We start from the raw sequence: 19,651 nt of genomic DNA on the forward strand, positions 1-19,651 counted from the left end.
TTCCAAGAGCGGGGGAATTGGAGCCACGATGATCGAGATGAAGCAGACGGCCGCGCTTGTTTCCCTGGCGACGGCGGTTCCACCGCATCTATTCCATCAGGGACAGGTCCTGCAGGCCGCGCGCAATCTCCTCGCCGACCGCTATGCCGAATTCGAGACGCTCTCCAGCCTGTTCGCCAACACCGGCATCCAGCATCGCTACGGCGTCAAGCCGATCGAATGGTATCTCGAACGGCGCGGCTGGCCGGAGCGAACGCTGGCGTTCCTGGAGGGCGCGGAGACGCTGTACGTCGACGTGGCCCGCAAGGCGATTGCGCGCGCCGACCTGACCGGCGGGGACATCGATATCGTGGTCACGGTGTGCTCGACGGGTATAGCCACGCCGACGCTGGAGGCGCGCGTCGCCGGCAAGCTCGGTCTGCGGACGGATGTGTCGCGCGTGCCGGTGTTCGGCCTGGGCTGCGCGGGCGGAGTGTCCGGCCTGTCGATCGCGGCGCGGCTGGCCGAAGCGCGGCCGGGAGCGAACGTGCTGCTGGTTGCGCTCGAGCTCTGCACGCTCGCGGTCCGGCATGACGAGCTCACCAAGGCAAATATCGTTGCGGCCAGCCTGTTCGGCGATGGCGCGGCCGCGATCGTGCTGCGCGCCGGGGACGGTGGTGCGACGCGGATCGAGGCGACGGGCGAAAAGCTGTGGCCGGATACGCTCGACATCATGGGCTGGACGGTCGATCCGGAAGGATTCGGCGTGGTCTTTCAGCGAACCATTCCGGATTTCGTCCGCGACCACGTTGGGCCGGCCGTCGCCGAAATCCTGGCGCGGATGCAGCTGACGGCCGATGACGTCGACCGCTTCCTCTGCCATCCCGGCGGCGCCAAGGTCATCGCCGCGCTGGAGCGGGCACTCGCGCTCGATCAGGGCACGCTCGATCACGAACGCGACGTCATCGCGGCTTGCGGCAACATGTCGGGCCCGACGGTTCTCTTTGTTCTCGAACGAGCCTGCGCCAAGGGATTGCCGCCGCGCTCGCTGCTCACGGCGCTCGGGCCGGGCTTCACGCTCAGCTGCGTTGCGCTCAGGCACGCGGCGTGAGCTTCGCGTCGGTCATCCTCGCTCTGGTCACGCTGCAGCGTCTCGGCGAACTCGTGCTGTCACGTCGCAACACCGAGCGGCTTCTCGCACGAGGCGCGGTCGAGGTCGGCGCCAATCACTACCCGGTCATTGTCCTGGTTCACGCCGGCTGGCTGACCGCGCTGTGGATCTGGGGCCGCGACCAGGACGTCAATCTGGCCGCGCTGGTGGGTTTTCTGCTGCTGCAAGGCCTGCGGGTGTGGATCCTCGCCGCACTCGGCCCGCGATGGACCACGCGAATTGTCGTGCTGCCGGGCGCGCCGCTGGTCGCATCCGGGCCGTATCGATATTTCCCGCATCCAAACTACGCCGTCGTGGTCGGTGAAATCGCGCTTCTACCCCTCGCGCTCCACCTGCCGCGATTGGCGCTGATCTTTACTCTCCTCAATCTCGCGGTGCTTGCGGTCCGGATTCGGGTCGAGAACCGCGCGCTCTCCGTTTCCGACTGGCCACGCACAAGCACGCCATGAGCAAGGGCGCGGATCACCGAACCGACGGCCCATCGGCTGCAACCTGGGCCGGCTTCCTCCTGATGTGCTTCGGCATGTTCATGGCGATTCTCGACATCCAGGTCGTCGCAACCTCGTTGCCGACGATCCAGCCCGCGCTTGCGATCTCGCCGGCGGCGATGAGCTGGATCCAGACCGCTTATCTGATCGCGGAAGTGATCGCGATCCCACTGACCGGCCTGTTCACGCATGCGCTGTCATTGCGGTGGCTGTTCGCGCTTGCGGTGAGCCTGTTCACCGTCGCCTCGGTCGGCTGCGCCCTCAGCGGCGGCTTTGCCGCGCTGCTGGCGTTTCGCGTGCTGCAGGGATTTTCCGGCGGCGTGCTGATCCCCGCAGTGTTCTCCGCCGTGTTCATGCTGTTCCCGGCGCGGCTTCATCCTGTAGCCACCACGATCGGCGGCGTCGTCGCGGTGCTCGCGCCGACCGTTGGACCCGTCGTCGGCGGCTGGATCACGCAGACCTGGTCGTGGCCATGGCTGTTCCTGATCAATCTGGTTCCGGGAACGGTGGCAGCCGCGGTCACGCCGTTGCTGCTTCCGAGGGAAGGCGTGCAGCTTCGGGCGTTCTCCAGACTGGATAAATGGTCGCTTGTCCTGCTCGCAGCGACGCTCGCAAGCTTCATGATCGGTCTGAAGGAAGCGCCGCAACGCGGTTGGGCCTCGATGCCTTGCCTCGGCCTGCTCATCGGAAGCATTGCGGGGTTGGCGCTGCTGATCCGGCGCACGCTCCGCGCGGCCTATCCGATCGCGCAATTGACGCTCTTCAAGCGGCGTCCGTTCGCGATCGGTTGCGCACTGAGCTTTTGCCTCGGCATTGGACTGTATGGATCGACCTATCTGATGCCGGTATTCCTCGGTTTCGTCCGCCGCCATGACGCCTTCGAGATCGGCACGATCATGCTGGTCACGGGGGTTGCGCAGCTCGTCGCGGCGCCGCTCGCGGCGGTCCTGGAGAGCCGCGTCGGCGCGCGGCGGTTGACCGGCGCGGGCTTCGCCTTGTTCGCGCTCGGCCTCGGCTGGAGCGCCATTCAGCCGCGCACGGCGGATTTTGGCGAGATGTTCTGGCCACAGGTCGTGCGCGGCGTCGCGATCATGTTCTGCCTGCTGCCGCCGACGCGCATTGCGCTGGGCGCGCTGCCGGAGGCGGAAATTGCCGACGCCAGCGGACTGTTCAATCTGATGCGCAATCTGGGCGGCGCGATCGGGATCGCCCTGATCGATACCATCCTCTATGGGCGAAGCCCGATCTATGGCGAGGATTTCCGCGTGCGCCTGCTGGCGGGGGATGTCACCGCGGCGCAGGCGATCGGGCTCGATCCGAAGTTGCTGATCGACCGGCCGCCGGGTCTGCCAGACGATGCCACGGTGGCGTTCATCCGGCCGTTGGTCGAACGGGCCTCGCTCGCACTCACCGCGAACGAGGCATGGGCGATGCTCGCCTGCGTGGCGATCGTCGGACTGCTGCTCGTGCCCTTCGCAAGCGATCGGGTGCCGGCATCGCTGCCCGAGCTTCCGGATAACACCTAGACCGAGGACACGTTGGTTCGCCGCGCCGGTTCGATCAGCTCGCGCCGCGGGCCCGACAGCCGCTTGTACATGTGCACCATGAAGGCCATGCCGAACAGCGGCGTCGCCAGATTGACGATCGGGATCGAGACGAAGGCAGCGATGAACAGGCCCGCGGTAAAGACTGTCGCTGCGTTCTCCTTGCGCATCGCCTTGGCGTCATCAGGGGAGCGGAACCGCATCGCCGCAAGCTCGAAATATTCGCGGCCGAGCAGCCAGGCCGTCGCGATGAAGAAGATGATGAAGCCCGCGCCCGCGAACAGCACGAACGGCAGCGCGACCAAATAGACCAGGATCGTCAGCAGCGCGGTCTTGACGCCCTCGATCGTCGCGAGCGTCACCGGCAGCGCCACGCCGGGATGGTCGGCCGGATAATGCTCGCGCTCGACATGGTCGGCGACGTCGTCGACAAACAGGCTCGCCACCAGCGAGGTGATCGCCGGCATCAGGAAGATGCCGCCGAGCACGACGCCAAGGCCCGCCGAGATCGAGACGATCCAGGACAGCACGTGCAGCGTGGAATGGAAATTGGGGCCGAGCATGCCTTCGGCCCAGACCTCGCCGGTGTCGGCAAACCAGCTCAGGAGCCGCTGCAATCCGATTGCCAGCACGGTGATCAGCACCAGCGCAAGCCCGATCGAGCGCCACAGGATCGAGCGCATCGGCGGCGACAGGATTTGCGAAAGCGCCTTGACGGCGGCGGCGAACATGACTGGGTTACCTCTGCACAAATGACCCGCGAGAGGTAGACACCCAATATGGCTTCGGCAAGTGCCGTTTGTGCCGCGGCGAGAGCGTTTTCGAGTGAATTGCTCTAGGCGTCGAGCGGCCTGCCGCGGACGTTCGGTCCCCAGACACCGATGGCAATGATCACGATGACCATCGCCGCGGTGATCAGCCCGAACACACCGCCGACGCCGGCCTCCTTCAGCATGAACGCCACGATGAAGCCGGAGAAGGTCGCGCTGAGCCGGCTCATCGAATAGACGAGGCCCGCGGCGCGCGCCCGGATCGCGGTCGGGAACACCTCGGTCTGGTAGGCGTGATAGGCGTAGGACAGCGTCATGTTGGCCCCCGTCACCAGCACGCCGCTGGCGATCAGCAGCACCGGCTCGGTGAGCTGCGAGAAGGCGAGGCCGAACACCGAGATCGCCGCGGCCGCGCCGCAGATGATCCATTTGCGCTCGAAGCGGTCGGCGAAGGTTGCGGCCAGGAGCGGCGCGAGCGGATAGGCGAAGGCGATGATGAAGGAATATTGCAGGCTCTTGGTGACGTTGATGCCCTTCTGCACCAAGAGCGCCGGAACCCAGTTGGAGAAGCCGTAGACGCCGAATGCCTGGCAGAGATTGAAGATCATGAACAGCACGACGAGCGAGGCGTAGGGCGGCCTGAACAGGTCGGCATAGCCGGTCTCGACTGGCGCACGTGCCGGCACCATCGCCGCCGTGGCGGCGGGGCGCGGCGCAGCCGTCGGCGATGCGGCCTCGAGCGTCCGCATGATCTGCTCGGCCTCGGCGGCGCGGCCATGGCGGGCCAGCCAGAGCGGGCTTTCCGGAACGTAGAGCCGCAGCACCCAGATGATCATGCTGGCGGCGGCGCCGATCAGCACCACCCAGCGCCAGCCGTCGATGCCGTGAGGCGAGAGCGGCACCAGCCACCACGCAAGTGCTGCGACGATCGGCACTGCCGACAGCATCACCGCCTGGTTGATCGCAAACGCCCGGCCACGCATCCAGCTCGGCACCAGCTCGGTGATGTAGGCGTCGATGGTGATGACCTCGATGCCGATCCCGATCCCGGCGATGAAGCGCCACAGCAGCAGGCCGCCGGGTGTGGTCTGGCACGCCATGATCACGGATGCTGCGCTGTAGAACAGCAGCGACCAGGTGAAGACCGCCTTGCGCCCGAAGCGATCGGCGAGGAAGCCGAGGCAGAACGTGCCGACGAACAGGCCGGCGAAGGTCGCCGCGACGAAGGCGCCGATCCCGGAGAAGCCGAAGAACGCCTGCGTCGTCGTGGTCATCAATCCGCTGCGGGCGAGGCCCGGCGCGATATAGCCGGTGAAGAACAGATCGTAGATTTCGAAGCAGCCGCCGAGCGAGAGCAGGATCACCAGCCGCCAGACAAGGCCGGAGGTGGGCAGCGCCTCGAGCCGTCGCGAAATCTCGTCTGGTCCGCTTGTCGTGTTGGCGAGATCGGCGACCGAGCCGAGTTCGACGGCGCTCATGGAAGTCCTCCCCGAATGGTCCAGTGGCCGCCCTTCTTGCGAAGGCGTGCTGGTTGCGCATGTTTGGCAGCCGGATGCCAGAAATCCAGACGAACATATCGAAGGGATCGTTCGATATTTTCGAACTTTTGGGGGGGGGAAGGGTTGCTTTGATTCACCTGTCAAACAGCTTGTTCAACTGTCGTCCCTGCCTAGTGCGCAATTGCGCACTAGGCAGGGACGACACCGAACCTGCTATGCAACCACTGGGTCATACATTCAGATCAGAAGCGTCGCCTCCCAGGCGCCGCGGCCCACCTGGTCTGCGATCAGCGCGCGGATCAGGCGGCACATCTCCTCCATGACGTAGGTCATTGGGCGGTTGCGCAAGCGGCAAAGATAGAGCGTGCGGGTCAGTTTTGGTTCGATGACTTCGCGCGCGACGAGCAGTCGGGCCTTCAACGGCTCGCTGACGAAATGGGTCGTCGCAATCGTGCAGCCCAGACCCGCGGTCAGCGCGCCGATCATGCCGCTGGTCGAGTTGAGATGCATGATCGCATTGGCCTCGAGCCGCTTCAGCAGCACGGGGTCATCCAGCAGCGCGCGCGCCGATAGTCCGTACCGCAACAGGATCAGCGGCAGCCGCGTCACCTCCTCGAAGGGAATTGGCGTCTTCTTGCCGATCAGCTTCTCGGTGCCGACGCAGAACATCTGCTCCTCCAGCACCGGCTCGGCGACCAAGTCCTTTTCCGACGGCGGATTGTAGACCAGCGCGAGGTCGACCTCGGAGCTCAGCAGATGCAGCAGCGTCGCGCCGGAGAGACTCTCGGTCAGCGACAGCTTCAGGTTCGGATATTTCGTCAGCACGGTGCGCATCAGCGGCACGCCGATCGCCTTCATTCCGGAATTGGCCATGCCGATCGAGATGTCGCCGGCGATCACGCTGGCGCCTTCCTTGATCTCGCGCTCGGCCGCCGCCATCGCGCGCAGGATGATGCGGGCATGTTCATAGAGCCGCTCGCCCGCCGCGGTCGGTTCCATGCCGCGCGGCTTGCGCTCGAACAGCGGCGTCGCGAATTCCGCCTCGAGATTGGCGATGTGGTGGCTGAGCGCGGATTGCGCGACGTTGGCCTGGTCCGCGGCCCGCGACAGGTTTCGCTGCTCGTAAACCGCGATGAAATAGCGAAGCTGGCGCGAATCCATGAGGGTTCAGCGTTCTAGAACCACGAATACTCTATTCGACAGATTATATTTTTCAGATAGCGTGCGGAAGCCTAACCTGCGCCGATCACAAAGCGTTTTCGAGCGAAGTGGGTACCGGTTCGCGTGAAGAAACGCGTCAGAACAAGAGCGCAACGAGCACGGAGAAACCGATGACCGGGAACGGACTGCCGCTGGAAGGCGTGAGGGTCGTCGAGATGACCCACATGGTGATGGGGCCGACCTGCGGCATGATCCTGGCGCAACTCGGCGCCGAGGTGATCAAGGTCGAACCGCCCGCCGGCGACAAGACCCGTTCGCTGGGCGGCATGGGCGTCTCGTTCTTCCCGCTGTTCAACCGCGGCAAGCGCAGCGTCGTGCTCGACTTCGCCAAGCCCGAGGACCGCGACACCATGCACCGGCTGCTCGCCAGCGCCGACGTGTTCCTGGAGAATTTCCGCGATGGTCAGCTCGACAAGCAGGGGCTTGGCGCAGAAGAGCTGCGCACGAAATATCCGCATCTGATCATCGCCGGCCACAAGGGCTTTCTCTCCGGTCCTTACGATCATCGCCCGGCGCTCGACGAGGTCGTGCAGATGATGTCGGGGCTCGCGGCGATGACCGGCACGCGCGACAAGCCGCAGCGCGTCGGGTCCTCCGCCAACGACATCATGGGCGGCATGTTCGGGGTGATCTCGATCCTCGCCGCGCTCTATCAGAAGCGTGGCGGCAAGGCTGATGGCGCCGACATCCGCATCGGCCTGTTCGAGAACTGCCTGTTCCTGGTCGCCCAGCACATGGTCGAGTACGAGATGACCGGACGCAAGCCGCGCTCGATGCCGGAACGCGAGCATGCCTGGCCGATCTACGACATCTTCGATACCGCCGGCGGCGATCGCATCTTCATCGGCGTCGTCACCGAAGGTCATTGGCAGAGCTTCTGCCGCGAGTTCGGCCTCACGGAATTCGCCGACGATCCGACGCTGCGCTCGACCACGGACCGCATCATGGCGCGCGACCGGATCATTCCGCGCGTTGCCGCGGTGATTAAGGACTGGAACGTGGCGGACCTCTCGGCAAGGCTCGATGCGCTCAATATCTGCTTCTCGCCGATCAACCGGCCGGAGGATCTGCTCGGGGATCCGCATGTGCTGCGTCCCGGCGGGCTGGTCAACAACGTGAACGCCGACGGCAAGCCGTTCCGCGTCCCCGCACTGCCGCTCGAATGGAACGGCCGCAATATCGGCGAAGGTCTGAAGGTGCCGGTGCTCGGCGCTGATACCGAAGCGGTGCGCGCCGAACTCGCACAACAGAAGATTTCATCAACCGGAAACGCTGCGTGAGGCTGACATGACCCGCGTCCACGATATCTATCCCACCGACAAGGTGAGCCTGCGCGAAGTCGGCCTGCGCGACGGGCTGCAGCTCGTGAAGACGTTCCCGTCGACCGCGGCGAAACAGCGCTGGGTGCGCGATGAATACGCCGCCGGCGTCCGGCATTTCGAGGTCGGCTCGTTCCTGCCGGCCAAGACCTTTCCGCAATTCGTCGATGTCCGCGACGTGGTCGCCACCATCGCCGCGCTGCCCGGCGCGCACGGCGTTGCGCTGGCGCTGAACGAGCGCGGCGTCAACGAGGCGCTGGCCTCCGGCGTCGCCGAGATCGCGTCGGTGGTGTCGGCGACCGAGGAGCACAGCCAGGCCAACGCCAACCGCTCGCGCGAATCGGCGATCGGGAACATCAAGCGCCTCTGCGAGCTGCGCGACGCCAGCGCGCACAAGCCGCTGGTCAATGCCGCGATCTCGATGGCACTGGGCTGCTCGATCGTCGGTCCCGTCGATCCGAACGAGGTGCTGCGCCTCACCGAGAAGCTCTACGAGGTCGGCGTCGACATGGTCGCGATCGCCGATACCGTCGGCTATGCCGGGCCGAAGCAGGTCGGCGAGCTGACGCGGGGCGCGGTGAAGATCGCAGGCTCCAAGCCGGTCTGCGTCCATCTGCATGACACCCGCGGCATGGGCATCGCGAATGCCTCCGCCGCGCTCGACGAGGGCGCCCGCGTGCTCGACGGCTCGCTCGGCGGCCTCGGCGGCTGCCCGTTCGCGCCGGGCGCCACCGGAAATGTCGTGTTCGAGGACCTCGTCTTTCTCTGCGAGAGCAAGGGATTTCCGACCGGCATCGATCTCGATCGCCTGGTCGAGGTGCGCGCGATCCTGAAATCCGAGATGCCGAACGAGGCGCTCTATGGCGGCCTCGCCCGCGCCGGCCTGCCGCGTGGCACCAAGGCGAGGGCGGCGTAGCGTATTCATTGCGTAGCCCGGATGGAGCGCAGCGAAATCCGGGGCCTTGCGCCCGCGGACCGAGCTTCCCGGATTTCGCTGCGCTCCATCCGGGCTACGAGACGACACGCTCTCAATCGTGCCCGTGCCCCCGCTTGCGCGGCTTCTTGTCCGGAGCGGTCGGGATCATCACGACGCGACCGTAACGCACACCGCGCTCGGCGATGACGTGATCGGCGAGATGGCGGACCTCGCTGCTGGCACCCTTCAGCGCCGTCACCTCCATGCAGCTGTCGTCGTCGAGATGGACGTGCAGCGTCGCCAGCGACAGGTCGTGATGGCCGTGGAAATTCTGCACCAGCCGCTTCGACAAATCGCGCGCGGCGTGGTCGTAGACATAGACCAATGCGGCGACGCACTGCCCTGACGGCGCGTTCTCCGTGCTCTGCTGCAAGCCGGCGCGTGCGAGATCGCGGATGATCTCGGAGCGGTTCTGATAGCCGCGCGCCTCGGCGGCGGCGTCGATCTCCGCGAGCAGATCATCCTCGATGGTGATGGTGATGCGTTGCATGGATTATCCGTGGTGGCTCGATTGCCTGGCGGTATGACATTTTTCTTGTAACGTCATACTGTGCTTGCTAGCGTCGCTTTGCCGGGGTCGGTTGGACTGGTGCGGTCGTCGCGTGACTGTAACAGGTATCATGCGGGGGCATGGGCGTTGCGTCGTACTGCATGGCGGATATTTCCCGCCGCCGCATCCATTGCAGCATTCGCGCCGGCCGCCGAAGCGCAGACGGTCGCTACCGTGCCCGGCCAGTTGCCGCCGGTGACGGTAACGTCGCCGGACCAGGCGCCACCCAGGCACGCCAGACCGTCCCGGCGTCCGCGCCATGTCGCCGGCGGCAGCCGCAAGCCTGCCGCGCTCCAACCAAGCCAACCCACCGCTGCGAGCGACGGAATCACCGGCGGCTCGGCGACCGTGTCCGCGTCCGATCTGCAACCGACCGCCGCCAGCGCGCGGCAGATCAGCGGCGACGAGGTGAATGCGCGGCCGATCTCGCGCGTCGGCGAAGTTCTGGAGGTGGTGCCGGGTCTGATCGTCACCCAGCATTCCGGCGAGGGCAAAGCCAATCAATATTTTCTGCGCGGCTTCAATCTCGATCACGGCACTGACCTCGCCATCACCGTCGACGGCATGCCGGTCAACATGCCGACCCACGGTCACGGCCAGGGCTATGCCGATATCAATTTCCTGATCCCGGAACTGATCCGGTCGATGGACGTCCGCAAGGGTCCATACTACGCGGACAAGGGCGACTTCGCTTCCGCCGGCGCGGTCGACATCAATTATCTGAACGGACTGCCGAAGAGCATCGCCGAGCTGACGGTTGGCAGCTTCGGCTATCTGCGCGCGATGACAGCCAGCTCGGCCAAGGCCGGCGATGGCACGCTGCTCGCAGCCTTCGAGGCCAACAAATATAACGGCCCGTGGGATGTGCCGGACGACATTCGCAAGCTCGACGGGGTGCTGCGCTATAGCCAGGGTACCGCGACCGACGGCTTCTCGCTGACCGCGATGGCCTATTCCAATGGCTGGAATTCGACCGACCAGGTCGCGCAACGTGCGATCGACCAGGGCCTGATCGGCCGTTATGGCACGCTCGATCCGACCGATGGCGGCACCGCCAGCCGCTTCAGCCTGTCCGGCAATTGGGCGCAGTCCAGCGACTACGGGCAGAGCAAGCTCAACGCCTATGTGATCCGCTCCACGCTGCAGCTCGACAACAACTTCACCTATTTCCTCGACGACCCCGTCAACGGTGACCAGTTCAGCCAGACCGACAGGCGCACCGTCTATGGCCTCGACGCCAGCCATGCCTTCGACCTTCGTTTCGCCGGCGTCGATACGCAGACCCGGGTCGGCGTGCAGACCCGCTACGACGACATCAATGTCGGCCTGTTCAAGACCGTGCAGCGCGAGATCCTGTCCACCGTGCGCAACGACCAGGTGCAGGAGGGCAGCGTCGCGCTGTGGGCCGATACCACCGCGCATTGGACCGACTGGCTGCGCACCACGGTCGGCATCCGCGAGGATTATTTCGCCGGCCATGTGCTGAGCGACACGCCGCAGAATTCGGGCAACGCCCAGGCGGTGATGACGAGCCCGAAGGCCGGCATCGTGCTCGGCCCCTGGTCCAGGACCGAGTTCTACGGCAATGCCGGCTTCGGCTTGCATTCCAACGACATCAGGGGCGCGACCATCACCGTCGATCCCAATGACAAGGTGACGCCGCTCGATCGCGTGCCGCTGCTGGTGCGCTCGAAGGGCGCCGAGCTCGGCATCCGCACCAGGGCGATCGACGGCCTCACCTCGTCGCTCGCCGTGTTCGTGCTCGACTTCGATTCCGAACTGCTGTTCGTCGGCGATGCCGGCACCACCGAGCCGAGCCGGCCGAGCCGGCGCGTCGGCGTCGAGTGGACCAACCAGTACAAGCTCCTGCCGTGGGTGAGCATCGATTTCGACCTCGCCTATACCCGCGCCCGCTTCACGGATGTCGATCCGGCCGGCAATTTCATTCCGGGTGCGCCGGCGTGGGTTGCCAGTGGCGGCGTCACCTTCGGCCGCGAGACCGGCTGGTTCGGCAGCCTGCGCGCCCGCTATTTCGGCCCGCGCCCGCTGATCGAGGACGACAGCGTGCGCTCACTGTCGTCATTCATCGTCAACGCCCGCGCCGGCTACAAATTCGACAACGGGATGCGGCTGCAGCTCGACGTCCTCAATCTCTTCAACGCGCAGACCAACCAGATCGAATACTACTATCTGTCGCGGCTGCCGGGCGAACCGATCGATGGCGTCGCCGACCGCCATGTGCATCCTGCCGAGCCGCTTGCCGTTCGGCTGACGCTTGCGGCAACATTCTGATCGTCACACCGGCGCGCGACCTTCCGCGGTCATTTCCGCAGCCGGAAGCGCCGTCTCTTCGTCAGTCGCTTCAGGAACAAGCGGCGGCGACTTAGGTTCTGGAAACACACCGAATTCGCCCGCCACCTCCTGGAGCGGTTTCTGCTTGTCGGCCCAGTGCAGGGCCGTGTAGTCGAAACCGTGCACGATGGTGGGTTTGACGACTTCGAAATAGGGCGAGATGTCGAAGTCGCGCGGCATGTAGAGCGAGGAATCGCGGATATGCAGGATCTCGCGTCGCGCCTTGCGGCTGGCGGCGCGCGTGATCTTGGGCAGGATCGGATAGCGCACGGCGTCGAACGCCTGCGCGATCAGCGCCGAGCAGATGATCTTGGTCGGATCGCCGGAGCCGAACGCGATCATGCGGCGGCGCCAGCGCTGCGGGATCGGCAGCGGAAACAGATAGCGCGCGAGATCGACGATGTTCTTGGTGTCGTAGCCGAAGCCGATGCGGTTGATGGCGTAGCGGCACACCGTGGTGCGGTCCTCGAACGACAGGCCGACCGGACGGCAGAGGCGGGTGTGGTAGGCGAGATATTTCGACAGCGGCGCGGAGGTCACGCCCTCGCCGATATTGGCCTCGATCAGCACATGCTGTTCGCCGTCAGGCTCGAACGCGCCGTCGATCGGTCCGACAAACAGCGCGGCGTGCGACCAGGTCGACTGCGTGAGGTATTTGATGATGCCGGAAATCCGGTTGTTGCCTTCGACCAGCAGCACGTCGCCGGGCTGCATGATGCTCCGCAGATGGTCCGGATCGCTCGGCGTGAACGGCTCGTAGCCGGGGACTTCCTTCTGCAGGTACCCCGCGATCCATTTACCGACGGTATCGAGCATCACGCCCATGGATTCCCCCCAGCGGTTCTATGACCGCTTGTGTTTCACTTAATCATGGTCGCAAGCTGTTGCAATTTAGTTCATGCCATCGGCGGATCAATCATGATTGATTTACCATGATGGTTGCTGCAGTCGGTGAGATGCGGCACAGTTCGCGAAGCGTTCCCGTTCTCCGCAAGTGCCCGGAAACCATGCCAGAAGCTATGTCATGACAGTGACCCGCCGCGATTTCCTGTCGGCGTCCGCAGCTTTCGCGCTGGTGCCTGCGCTGGGCGGCCGGGTTCTTGCCGCGCAGCCGCCGCCGCGCGAGGCCGACATCGTCGTGATCGGCGCGGGTGCCGCAGGCATTGCCGCGGCGCGACGGATCGTTGCCGCGAACCGCAAGGTGATCGTGGTGGAGGCGGCGGGCCAGGTCGGCGGTCGCTGCCAGACCGATGCATCGACATTCGGCGTGCCGTTCGACCGCGGCGCGTGCTGGATGCACAATCCCGAGACCAATCCGATGATCCGGCTGGCCCGCTCCGCGGGCCTCGACATCGTCACGGCGCCTGCGGGGCAAAAGATTCGCATCGGCCGGCGCTATGCTCGTCCCGGAGAGACCGAGGAGTTTTTGGCGGCGCTGGTGCGCGCCAATCGCGCGATCGACGACGCTGCGCGCAAGGCTGATATCGCCTGCGCCGCTGCGATGCCGAAGGACCTCGGCGATTGGGCCGGCACTGCGGAATTCCTGCTCGGGCCCAACTTCTGCGGCAAGGATCTGAAGGATCTTTCCGCCGTCGACAAGGTGCGCGCGCAGGATCGCAACACCGCGATCGCCTGCCGGCAGGGGCTCGGCGCGCTGATCGCAAAGCTCGGTGAGGGACTGCCGCTGGCGCTGTCGACGCCGGTGCAGCGTATCCTGTGGAGCAATCGCGACGTCATGGTCGAGACGCCCTCCGGCAAGATCACCGCGCGTGCCGCCATCGTCACGGTGTCGAGCAACGTGCTTGCAAGCGGCAACATCAAGTTCGCGCCGGAGCTACCGAAGCGCGCGCTCGATGCCGCCGCCAAGCTCAGCCTCGGCAGCTACGATCGCATCGCGCTGCAGATCCCCGGCAATCCGCTCGGGCTGTCGCGCGATGACGTCATCATCGAGCAGAGCAATTCGACCAAGACAGCGCTGCTCTACGGCAATATCGCAGGCTCTTCGCTGTGCACGATCGACGTCGCAGGCTCGTTCGGCCGCGACCTGTCGGCGCAGGGCGAGCAGGCGATGTCGGCTTTCGCGGTCGAATGGCTGACCAAGCTCTATGGCAGCGAGGTCGGCGCCGCCGTTAAGAAGACCAGCGCGACGCGCTGGAATGCACAGCCCTTCATCCTCGGCGCGATGTCGGCTGCTGCACCCGGCGCACAATTCTCGCGCCGAATCCTGGCTGAGCCGATCGGCGCGATATATCTCGCGGGCGAGGCCACCCATGAGACGCTGTGGGGCACGATCGACGGCGCTTGGGACAGCGGCGAGCGCGCCGCCGAGGCCGCGCTGCGCAGGATCGGCGGGGCGAAAGAAGCAACACCGGCGCCCGCAGCGCCCGCCGCAAAACACAAGCGCCGCACGCCGCCTCGCTCCGGGGCGATGAATTGATGATCGTGAGAGGAGACGGTTGAGCGTGGTCGGCCTACCGTGGTGTGTGCGGTGATTGGTGGCGAGTGCTGCCGTACAATCGGTGTCGTCCCTGCGAAAGCACTAGGGCATTTACACATCTCTTCGAGGCTAGAAAACCGACTCATCATCAAGGGGTTAGCTACTAGGCGAGAGCCGAAATCGGCGGGCGCAACCCTAGTGCAGATGAGTAAGTTCTCTGCGGTTTTCGGCCAACTCTTTGAGAAGACTCCGGAAAGACTGCGGAGGATATGTATATACGCTAGTGCGAAAGCAGGGACGACACCGAGGATGTTGCGCGGCCGGTGGTCACACATCCGCGTTCTCGCGACATGATTTACCCGATCACACCGGCAGCTTTAGCTCCATCAGATCCTTGGCCACCACGATGCGGCCGGAATAGTTCTTCTTCACGTCGCTCGTCCAGTCATCGTCGGTGACCTGCCGATCGTCGCCGGGGACGAAGTGACTGAGCACCAGCGTCTTCACGCCGGCGGCGGCTGCGATGCGGCCGACGTCCTCGGTCGAGGTGTGGCTGTCGAGCAGATGCTTCTTCAGCGTGGCGCCGTTCTTGGTCGTGGCGACCAGGCGATCGACCGCGGGGACGTAGAGACATTCGTGCACCAGCACGTCGACGCCCTTGGCAAACTCGGCGAGCTTCGGGTTGTAGGCCGTGTCGCTGGAGAACACGATGGTGCCATCCGGGGTCTCGAACTTGTAGGCGAAGTTATCCGTGATCGGCGGGTGCGGCGTGCGGAACGCGGTCACGGTGACATCCGATGTCTTCAGCACCACGCCATCGTCGGTGATGTCTTTCGCGATCAGCAGCTTGCGCGGGTCGGGCCGGCCTTCGTCCTCGATCCGGGTCTCGACGTCGAACTTGTTCAGCTCCCAATATTCTTTGGTCATCGCCTCGATGCCCTTGGGGCCGAACGAATGGATCGGCGTCGAGAGGCCGGCCGCCCAGGCGTTGTAGAACAGATTGCCGTATTCCAGATTGTGATCGGAATGATGATGGCTGATGAAGATGTACTTGACCTGCGGGATCGGCACGCCCGCGCGCACAAGCTGGCGGCTGACGCCCATGCCGCAATCGATCACGAACGGGGTATCGTTGACGACGACGAGATTGGCAGGGTTCGAAGCGCCGTTGCCGACGCGCGGCCCGCCCTTGGTGCCGAGGAACACGATGCGGGTCCGCGCCTTGTCGGTTTGCGCGCGCACGTAAGGCGCCGCGAGCACGGCGGCGCTGCCGAGCGCCAGTTTCAATGCGTTGCGGCGATCGATCATCGGTGTCTCCCTGGTCTCTTTTGAATGCTGCGACCCTAGCCGCCGCGCAGGATGCCATCAAGCGCCGGCAGGCCGACGATGACGGCAGCCGCGATCAGCGCGTAGCAGATCGCGCGAAACACTTTTTCGCTCGCCTTGCCGAACAGCGCGGCGCCGAACCAGACGCCGATGCCGTAGATCGGGCCGACGATCAGCGAGAACTTAACCGATTCGATCGTGATCAAGCCGGTGAACCAGTAGCTGACCAGCGAGAAGAAGTCCGAGGCGCCGAAGAACAGCACGATATTGGCGCGCGAGATCACCGACGAGATCGGGCGGCCCAGCCAGTAGGCGACGATCGGCGGGCCGCCGGTCTGCGCGAGGCCGCTGCAGAAGCCGGAGAGGCCGCCGACGCCGACGGAGAGGGCGACGTGCTCCTTGCCGTGATAGCGCCAGCCCGACAGCAGCAGTGCGAGCAGCGCAGCGACGAAGCAGGAGATGATCCAGCGCGTCGTGACAGGCTCGAGCACGGTCAGGAAGTAGGTGCCGATGGGAACGCCGACCAGCGCGCCGGCGACCATGACCGCGGTCGCCTTGCGGTCGGCATGGGTCCACGCGTTCGGCAGCAGCGGCGTGGCGGCGATGAAGTCGATGACGAGCAGCAGCGCCGCCACCAGCCGCGGCGCCGCGACGCTGCTCGCGAGCGGCATGAAGATCAGCGCGGAGCCGAAGCCCGAGAAGCCGCGCGCCGTGCCCGACACGAAGGCGATCGCGCAGATCGCGAGCGCGATGCTGGTCGAGATGTCGGAGGGGATCAGGCTGAAGGAGGTCATCCGGGAGGCTGGAAGTGAGGTTCGATTTGCTGTCCGGCGTGCCCGCCCGCACTACGGTTCTAACGCAACGGCACTTCTGTCAGACCGTCATCCCCGCGCAAAGGCTTCGCCTTTGTCGCTGGAGGTGCGAGCGGAGCGAGCCTCTAAGGATGCACGGCCACAGACGGGGCCGTCGACCCTTCGAGACGGCCGCTACGCGGCCTCCTCAGGGTGACGGTACAATAAGCCGCCTGTGGCCCGCCTCACCCGCGCAGCGTGCCGCCGGTCTTCTTGGTCACCTCGGCGACGACCTTGGCCGCGACGGCGTCGATTTCCTGGTCGGTCATGGTCTTCTCGCGCGGCTGGATCGTCACCGCGATCGCGATCGACTTCTTGTCGGGATCGATGCCCTTGCCTTCGTAGACGTCGAACACGGTCACATCAGTGATCAGCTTCTTGTCGACATTCTGCGCCGCGCGGACGATGTCGCCCGCCTTGACGCTGCGATCGACGATGAAGGCGAAGTCGCGCGACACCGGCTGGAATGCCGAGAGCTCCAGCACCGGCTTGGCGCGCGTCGCCCTCTGCTTGCCTTGCGGGATGCGCTCGAGGATCACCTCGAACACGATCATCGGGCCGTCGGCGCCGAGCGCCTCGGCCGCACGCGGATGCAGCTCGCCGAAAGTGCCGAGCACGTTCTGCGGGCCGATCTGGATGGTGCCGGAGCGCCCCGGATGCAGCCAGGCCGGACCGCCGGGGACGATCTGCAGCGCCTGCATCGGCGCGCCGGCGGCCGCCAGCACGGCGAAGGCGTCGGCCTTGGCATCCATCGCATCCGCCACGGCCGAGCCGGTCCAGTGCCGTCCGATCCCCTTCGACGAGGCGAAGCCATGGCGTACGCCGGAGGCGGCCACGAGCTGGTCCTCCGGTCGGTCGCCGCGGAACACCTGGCCGACCTCGAACAGCGCCACGTCAGGATAGCCGCGGTTGATGTTGGCCTGAACCGCCGCGACGAGGCCGGGCAGCAGGCTCGGCCGCATGTCGGACAGATCGGCCGCGATCGGGTTGGCGAGCACGAGCTCGCTCTGGCCGCCGCCGAACAGTTTTGCCGCGTCATTGGTGATGAACGACCAGGTCACGGCTTCCACCATGCCGCGCACGCCGAGCGCGCGCTTGGCACGGCGGGTGCGCAGCTGCATCGGCGTCAGCACCGGCTTGCGCGGCTCCTCGCCGCGCTCGAACGGCGTCATCGGCACCTTGTCGACGCCGACGATGCGCACGATCTCCTCGACGATGTCGGCCTTGCCGTGCACGTCGGTGCGCCAGGACGGGATCGCGATCTTCACCACGGGGCCGTTGCCGGCCAGCATGAAGCCGAGCCGGGTGAGGATCAGCTTCACCTCGACCAGCGGCACCTCGATGCCGGCGAGGCGCTTCACTTCACTGAGCGGGAAGTCGATGACGCGATCCTCGCCGAACTGCTTGCCGACCACGACGTTCTCGGACGGCGTGCCGCCGCACAGCGCCAGCACCAGTTTGGTCGCGAGCTCGAGCCCGGGCACCATGAAGGCCGGATCGACGCCGCGCTCGAAGCGATAGCGCGCGTCCGAATTGATGCCGAGCTTGCGGCCGGTCTGCGCGATGTTGATCTCGTTCCAGAGCGCCGATTCGATCAGCACGTCGGTGGTGTTGTCGTCGCAGCCCGAGGCTTCGCCGCCCATGATGCCGGCGAGCGATTCGACGCCGTGCTCGTCGGCGATCACGCAGATGTTGCTGTCGAGCGTATAGGTGCGGCCGTCGAGCGCGAGCAGCGTCTCGCCGTCCTTGGCGCGGCGGACGGTGAGGTTGCCCTGCACCTTCTTGGCGTCGAACACGTGCAGCGGGCGGGCGCGGTCGTAGGTCATGAAGTTGGTGATGTCGACCAGCGCGTTGATCGGGCGCAGCCCGATCGAGGTCAGCCGCTTCTGCAGCCATTCCGGCGACGGGCCGTTCTTCACGCCGCGCACCAGCCGCAGCGCGAAGCCCGGACACAGCGTGGCGTCTTCCACCTTCACCTCGACCGGGCAGGGGAATTCGCCCTTGATCGGTCTGATGCCGGGGTCTTTGAACTTGCCCATGTCGGCGGCGGACAGATCGCGCGCGATGCCGTGCACGCCGGTGCAGTCCTGCCGGTTCGGCGTCAAATTGATCTCGATGGTGGGATCGCCGAGCCCGGCCCAGTCGGCATAGCCCTTGCCGAGCGGCGCGTCCGCCGGCAGCTCCATGATGCCGTCGTGATCCTCGGAGATCTGCAGCTCGGCCGCCGAGCACAGCATGCCGCGGCTCTCGACGCCTCTGATAGTGCCGACGCCGAGCGTGATGTTCTTGCCGGGGATGTAGGTGCCGGGCGGCGAGAACACGCTGATCAGTCCGGCACGCGCATTCGGCGCGCCGCACACCACCTGCACCGGCTCAGCCCCGTCGCCGGTGTCGACCATGCAGACACGCAGCCGGTCCGCATTCGGATGCTGCTCGGCCGAGATCACGCGCGCGATGGTGAACGGCGCCAGCGCCTTCGCCTTGTCCTCGATGTTCTCGACCTCGAGCCCGATCATGGTGAGCTTGTCGGCGAGCTTGTCGAGCGGCTCGTCGGTCTCGAGATGTTCCTTCAGCCAGGAGAGGGTGAACTTCATGACGATGACTTCTCCAGTCCCCTCTCCCGCTTGCGGGGGAGGGTTAGGGTGGGGGCTCTCTCCGCGATGGCAGCGGCAATTGTTTCAAGGACGCCTGAGCGATTTGTCGCGACGTCGAGATTGCTGAAGCGAAGTACCTTGAAACCTTTGGCTTCGATGACGGCGGAGCGCGCGGCATCGGCGCGTTCGCCTTCATCCGAAAAGTGCTGACCGCCGTCGAGTTCGATCACCAGCTTTGCCGCGTGGCAGACGAAGTCGGCGACGTAATTATCGATTGGTACCTGACGGCGAAAGGTTGCGCCGTTCAGGCGATTGCCGCGCAGCTCCGACCAGAGGATCCGTTCCACGTTGGTCGAGTTTCTGCGCAGCGCGCGTGCGTTAGAACGCAGTCTTGGCGAAACTTTCCAGCCCGGATGTTCGGGATCGACCATTGCCAGCCCCTTTGTGGAGACACCCCCACCCCAGCCCTCCCCCGCAAGCGGGAGAGGGAGCCTGACCGTTCGCGGCGGTGAAGTCTTCGTATCCACGTGAGCGCGCTCCATCTATTCCCTCCCCCGCCTGCGGGGGAGGGTTA

16 protein-coding genes are annotated in these 19,651 nt (G+C 65.5%); 7 read left to right on the forward strand and 9 right to left on the reverse strand.

Annotated elements, in window-relative coordinates; genetic code table 11:
• Positions 1–37: 37 nt before the first annotated feature.
• The 3 genes from J6525_RS05020 (at position 38) to J6525_RS05030 (ending at position 3,164) form a co-directional block, all read left to right on the forward strand.
• Positions 38–1,090, forward strand: a complete 1,053-nt coding sequence (locus tag J6525_RS05020) for a type III polyketide synthase (protein ID WP_225642599.1) — start codon at positions 38–40, stop codon at positions 1,088–1,090.
• Positions 1,087–1,599 (forward strand): isoprenylcysteine carboxyl methyltransferase family protein, encoded by a 513-nt coding sequence (locus tag J6525_RS05025; protein WP_225642487.1) that lies wholly within the window; start codon positions 1,087–1,089, stop codon positions 1,597–1,599. The genes J6525_RS05020 and J6525_RS05025 overlap by 4 nt, the downstream gene beginning before the upstream one ends.
• Before the next feature lie 62 nt (positions 1,600–1,661).
• Positions 1,662–3,164: a DHA2 family efflux MFS transporter permease subunit gene (locus J6525_RS05030; protein WP_225642601.1), complete on the forward strand. Its 1,503-nt coding sequence runs from the start codon at positions 1,662–1,664 to the stop codon at positions 3,162–3,164.
• On the opposite strand, the gene J6525_RS05035 is transcribed toward J6525_RS05030, so the two are convergent.
• The 3 genes from J6525_RS05035 to J6525_RS05045 all read right to left on the reverse strand — a co-directional run bounded on the left by J6525_RS05035 (position 3,161) and on the right by J6525_RS05045 (position 6,612).
• Positions 3,161–3,913, reverse strand: coding sequence for a sulfate transporter family protein (locus J6525_RS05035; protein WP_225642490.1), 753 nt, complete (start codon positions 3,911–3,913; stop codon positions 3,161–3,163). The two genes, J6525_RS05030 and J6525_RS05035, sit on opposite strands and share 4 nt — an antisense overlap.
• A 104-nt stretch (positions 3,914–4,017) precedes the next feature.
• Complete coding sequence (locus J6525_RS05040; protein WP_225642491.1) at positions 4,018–5,430, reverse strand: MFS transporter; 1,413 nt, start codon at positions 5,428–5,430, stop codon at positions 4,018–4,020.
• 258 nt (positions 5,431–5,688) lie between these two features.
• Positions 5,689–6,612: a LysR family transcriptional regulator gene (locus J6525_RS05045; RefSeq protein WP_225642493.1), complete on the reverse strand. Its 924-nt coding sequence runs from the start codon at positions 6,610–6,612 to the stop codon at positions 5,689–5,691.
• Positions 6,613–6,782: 170 nt separating this feature from the next.
• Here J6525_RS05045 and J6525_RS05050 point away from each other — a divergent pair, with 170 nt between their 5' ends.
• Positions 6,783–7,952, forward strand: coding sequence for a CaiB/BaiF CoA transferase family protein (locus J6525_RS05050; protein ID WP_225642494.1), 1,170 nt, complete (start codon positions 6,783–6,785; stop codon positions 7,950–7,952).
• 7 nt (positions 7,953–7,959) lie between these two features.
• On the forward strand, positions 7,960–8,907 hold the full coding sequence (locus tag J6525_RS05055) for a hydroxymethylglutaryl-CoA lyase (protein ID WP_225642496.1): 948 nt from the start codon (positions 7,960–7,962) through the stop codon (positions 8,905–8,907).
• Positions 8,908–9,019: 112 nt separating this feature from the next.
• Here the strand turns inward: J6525_RS05055 and nikR are convergent, their stop codons facing one another.
• Positions 9,020–9,457 (reverse strand): nickel-responsive transcriptional regulator NikR, encoded by a 438-nt coding sequence (gene nikR / locus J6525_RS05060; protein ID WP_225642498.1) that lies wholly within the window; start codon positions 9,455–9,457, stop codon positions 9,020–9,022.
• Positions 9,458–9,604: 147 nt separating this feature from the next.
• On the opposite strand from nikR, the gene J6525_RS05065 reads away from it, so the two are divergent.
• On the forward strand, positions 9,605–11,809 hold the full coding sequence (locus J6525_RS05065; RefSeq protein WP_376708431.1) for a TonB-dependent receptor: 2,205 nt from the start codon (positions 9,605–9,607) through the stop codon (positions 11,807–11,809).
• A gap of 3 nt (positions 11,810–11,812) precedes the next feature.
• On the opposite strand, the gene J6525_RS05070 is transcribed toward J6525_RS05065, so the two are convergent.
• Positions 11,813–12,694: a YiiX/YebB-like N1pC/P60 family cysteine hydrolase gene (locus J6525_RS05070; protein ID WP_225642500.1), complete on the reverse strand. Its 882-nt coding sequence runs from the start codon at positions 12,692–12,694 to the stop codon at positions 11,813–11,815.
• A 199-nt stretch (positions 12,695–12,893) separates the two neighbouring features.
• On the opposite strand from J6525_RS05070, the gene J6525_RS05075 reads away from it, so the two are divergent.
• Entirely contained in the window at positions 12,894–14,306 is a 1,413-nt protein-coding gene (locus J6525_RS05075; protein ID WP_225642502.1) for a flavin monoamine oxidase family protein, read from the forward strand.
• A gap of 363 nt (positions 14,307–14,669) precedes the next feature.
• Here the strand turns inward: J6525_RS05075 and J6525_RS05080 are convergent, their stop codons facing one another.
• From J6525_RS05080 to J6525_RS05095, 4 genes are all read right to left on the reverse strand, one after another.
• Positions 14,670–15,614, reverse strand: coding sequence for an MBL fold metallo-hydrolase (locus J6525_RS05080; RefSeq protein ID WP_092081131.1), 945 nt, complete (start codon positions 15,612–15,614; stop codon positions 14,670–14,672).
• 35 nt (positions 15,615–15,649) lie between these two features.
• On the reverse strand, positions 15,650–16,426 hold the full coding sequence (locus tag J6525_RS05085; RefSeq protein ID WP_050383477.1) for a sulfite exporter TauE/SafE family protein: 777 nt from the start codon (positions 16,424–16,426) through the stop codon (positions 15,650–15,652).
• A gap of 242 nt (positions 16,427–16,668) precedes the next feature.
• Positions 16,669–19,077, reverse strand: coding sequence for a phenylalanine--tRNA ligase subunit beta (pheT, locus tag J6525_RS05090; protein WP_225642504.1), 2,409 nt, complete (start codon positions 19,075–19,077; stop codon positions 16,669–16,671).
• A complete protein-coding gene (locus J6525_RS05095; RefSeq protein WP_225642506.1) occupies positions 19,074–19,508 on the reverse strand; it encodes an endonuclease domain-containing protein in 435 nt (144 codons plus the stop codon). Before J6525_RS05095 ends, pheT begins: the two co-directional genes overlap by 4 nt.
• Positions 19,509–19,651: the final 143 nt, after the last annotated feature.

It is taken from the genome of Bradyrhizobium australafricanum, assembly GCF_020329495.1.
Taxonomy (GTDB): Bacteria; Pseudomonadota; Alphaproteobacteria; order Rhizobiales; family Xanthobacteraceae; genus Bradyrhizobium; species Bradyrhizobium australafricanum.

Excerpts from the sequence above, each read along its gene's own strand:
- pheT (WP_225642504.1), bottom strand. The coding sequence starts at position 19,077 with ATGAAGTTCACCCTCTCCTGGCTGAAGGAACATCTCGAGACCGACGAG.
- J6525_RS05085 (WP_050383477.1), bottom strand. The coding sequence starts at position 16,426 with ATGACCTCCTTCAGCCTGATCCCCTCCGACATCTCGACCAGCATCGCG.
- nikR (WP_225642498.1), bottom strand. The coding sequence starts at position 9,457 with ATGCAACGCATCACCATCACCATCGAGGATGATCTGCTCGCGGAGATC.
- J6525_RS05020 (WP_225642599.1), top strand. The coding sequence starts at position 38 with ATGAAGCAGACGGCCGCGCTTGTTTCCCTGGCGACGGCGGTTCCACCG.
- J6525_RS05030 (WP_225642601.1), top strand. The coding sequence starts at position 1,662 with ATGTGCTTCGGCATGTTCATGGCGATTCTCGACATCCAGGTCGTCGCA.
- J6525_RS05080 (WP_092081131.1), bottom strand. The coding sequence starts at position 15,614 with ATGATCGATCGCCGCAACGCATTGAAACTGGCGCTCGGCAGCGCCGCC.
- J6525_RS05075 (WP_225642502.1), top strand. The coding sequence starts at position 12,894 with ATGACAGTGACCCGCCGCGATTTCCTGTCGGCGTCCGCAGCTTTCGCG.
- J6525_RS05095 (WP_225642506.1), bottom strand. The coding sequence starts at position 19,508 with ATGGTCGATCCCGAACATCCGGGCTGGAAAGTTTCGCCAAGACTGCGT.
- J6525_RS05070 (WP_225642500.1), bottom strand. The coding sequence starts at position 12,694 with ATGGGCGTGATGCTCGATACCGTCGGTAAATGGATCGCGGGGTACCTG.
- J6525_RS05040 (WP_225642491.1), bottom strand. The coding sequence starts at position 5,430 with ATGAGCGCCGTCGAACTCGGCTCGGTCGCCGATCTCGCCAACACGACA.
- J6525_RS05035 (WP_225642490.1), bottom strand. The coding sequence starts at position 3,913 with ATGTTCGCCGCCGCCGTCAAGGCGCTTTCGCAAATCCTGTCGCCGCCG.
- J6525_RS05045 (WP_225642493.1), bottom strand. The coding sequence starts at position 6,612 with ATGGATTCGCGCCAGCTTCGCTATTTCATCGCGGTTTACGAGCAGCGA.
- J6525_RS05050 (WP_225642494.1), top strand. The coding sequence starts at position 6,783 with ATGACCGGGAACGGACTGCCGCTGGAAGGCGTGAGGGTCGTCGAGATG.
- J6525_RS05055 (WP_225642496.1), top strand. The coding sequence starts at position 7,960 with ATGACCCGCGTCCACGATATCTATCCCACCGACAAGGTGAGCCTGCGC.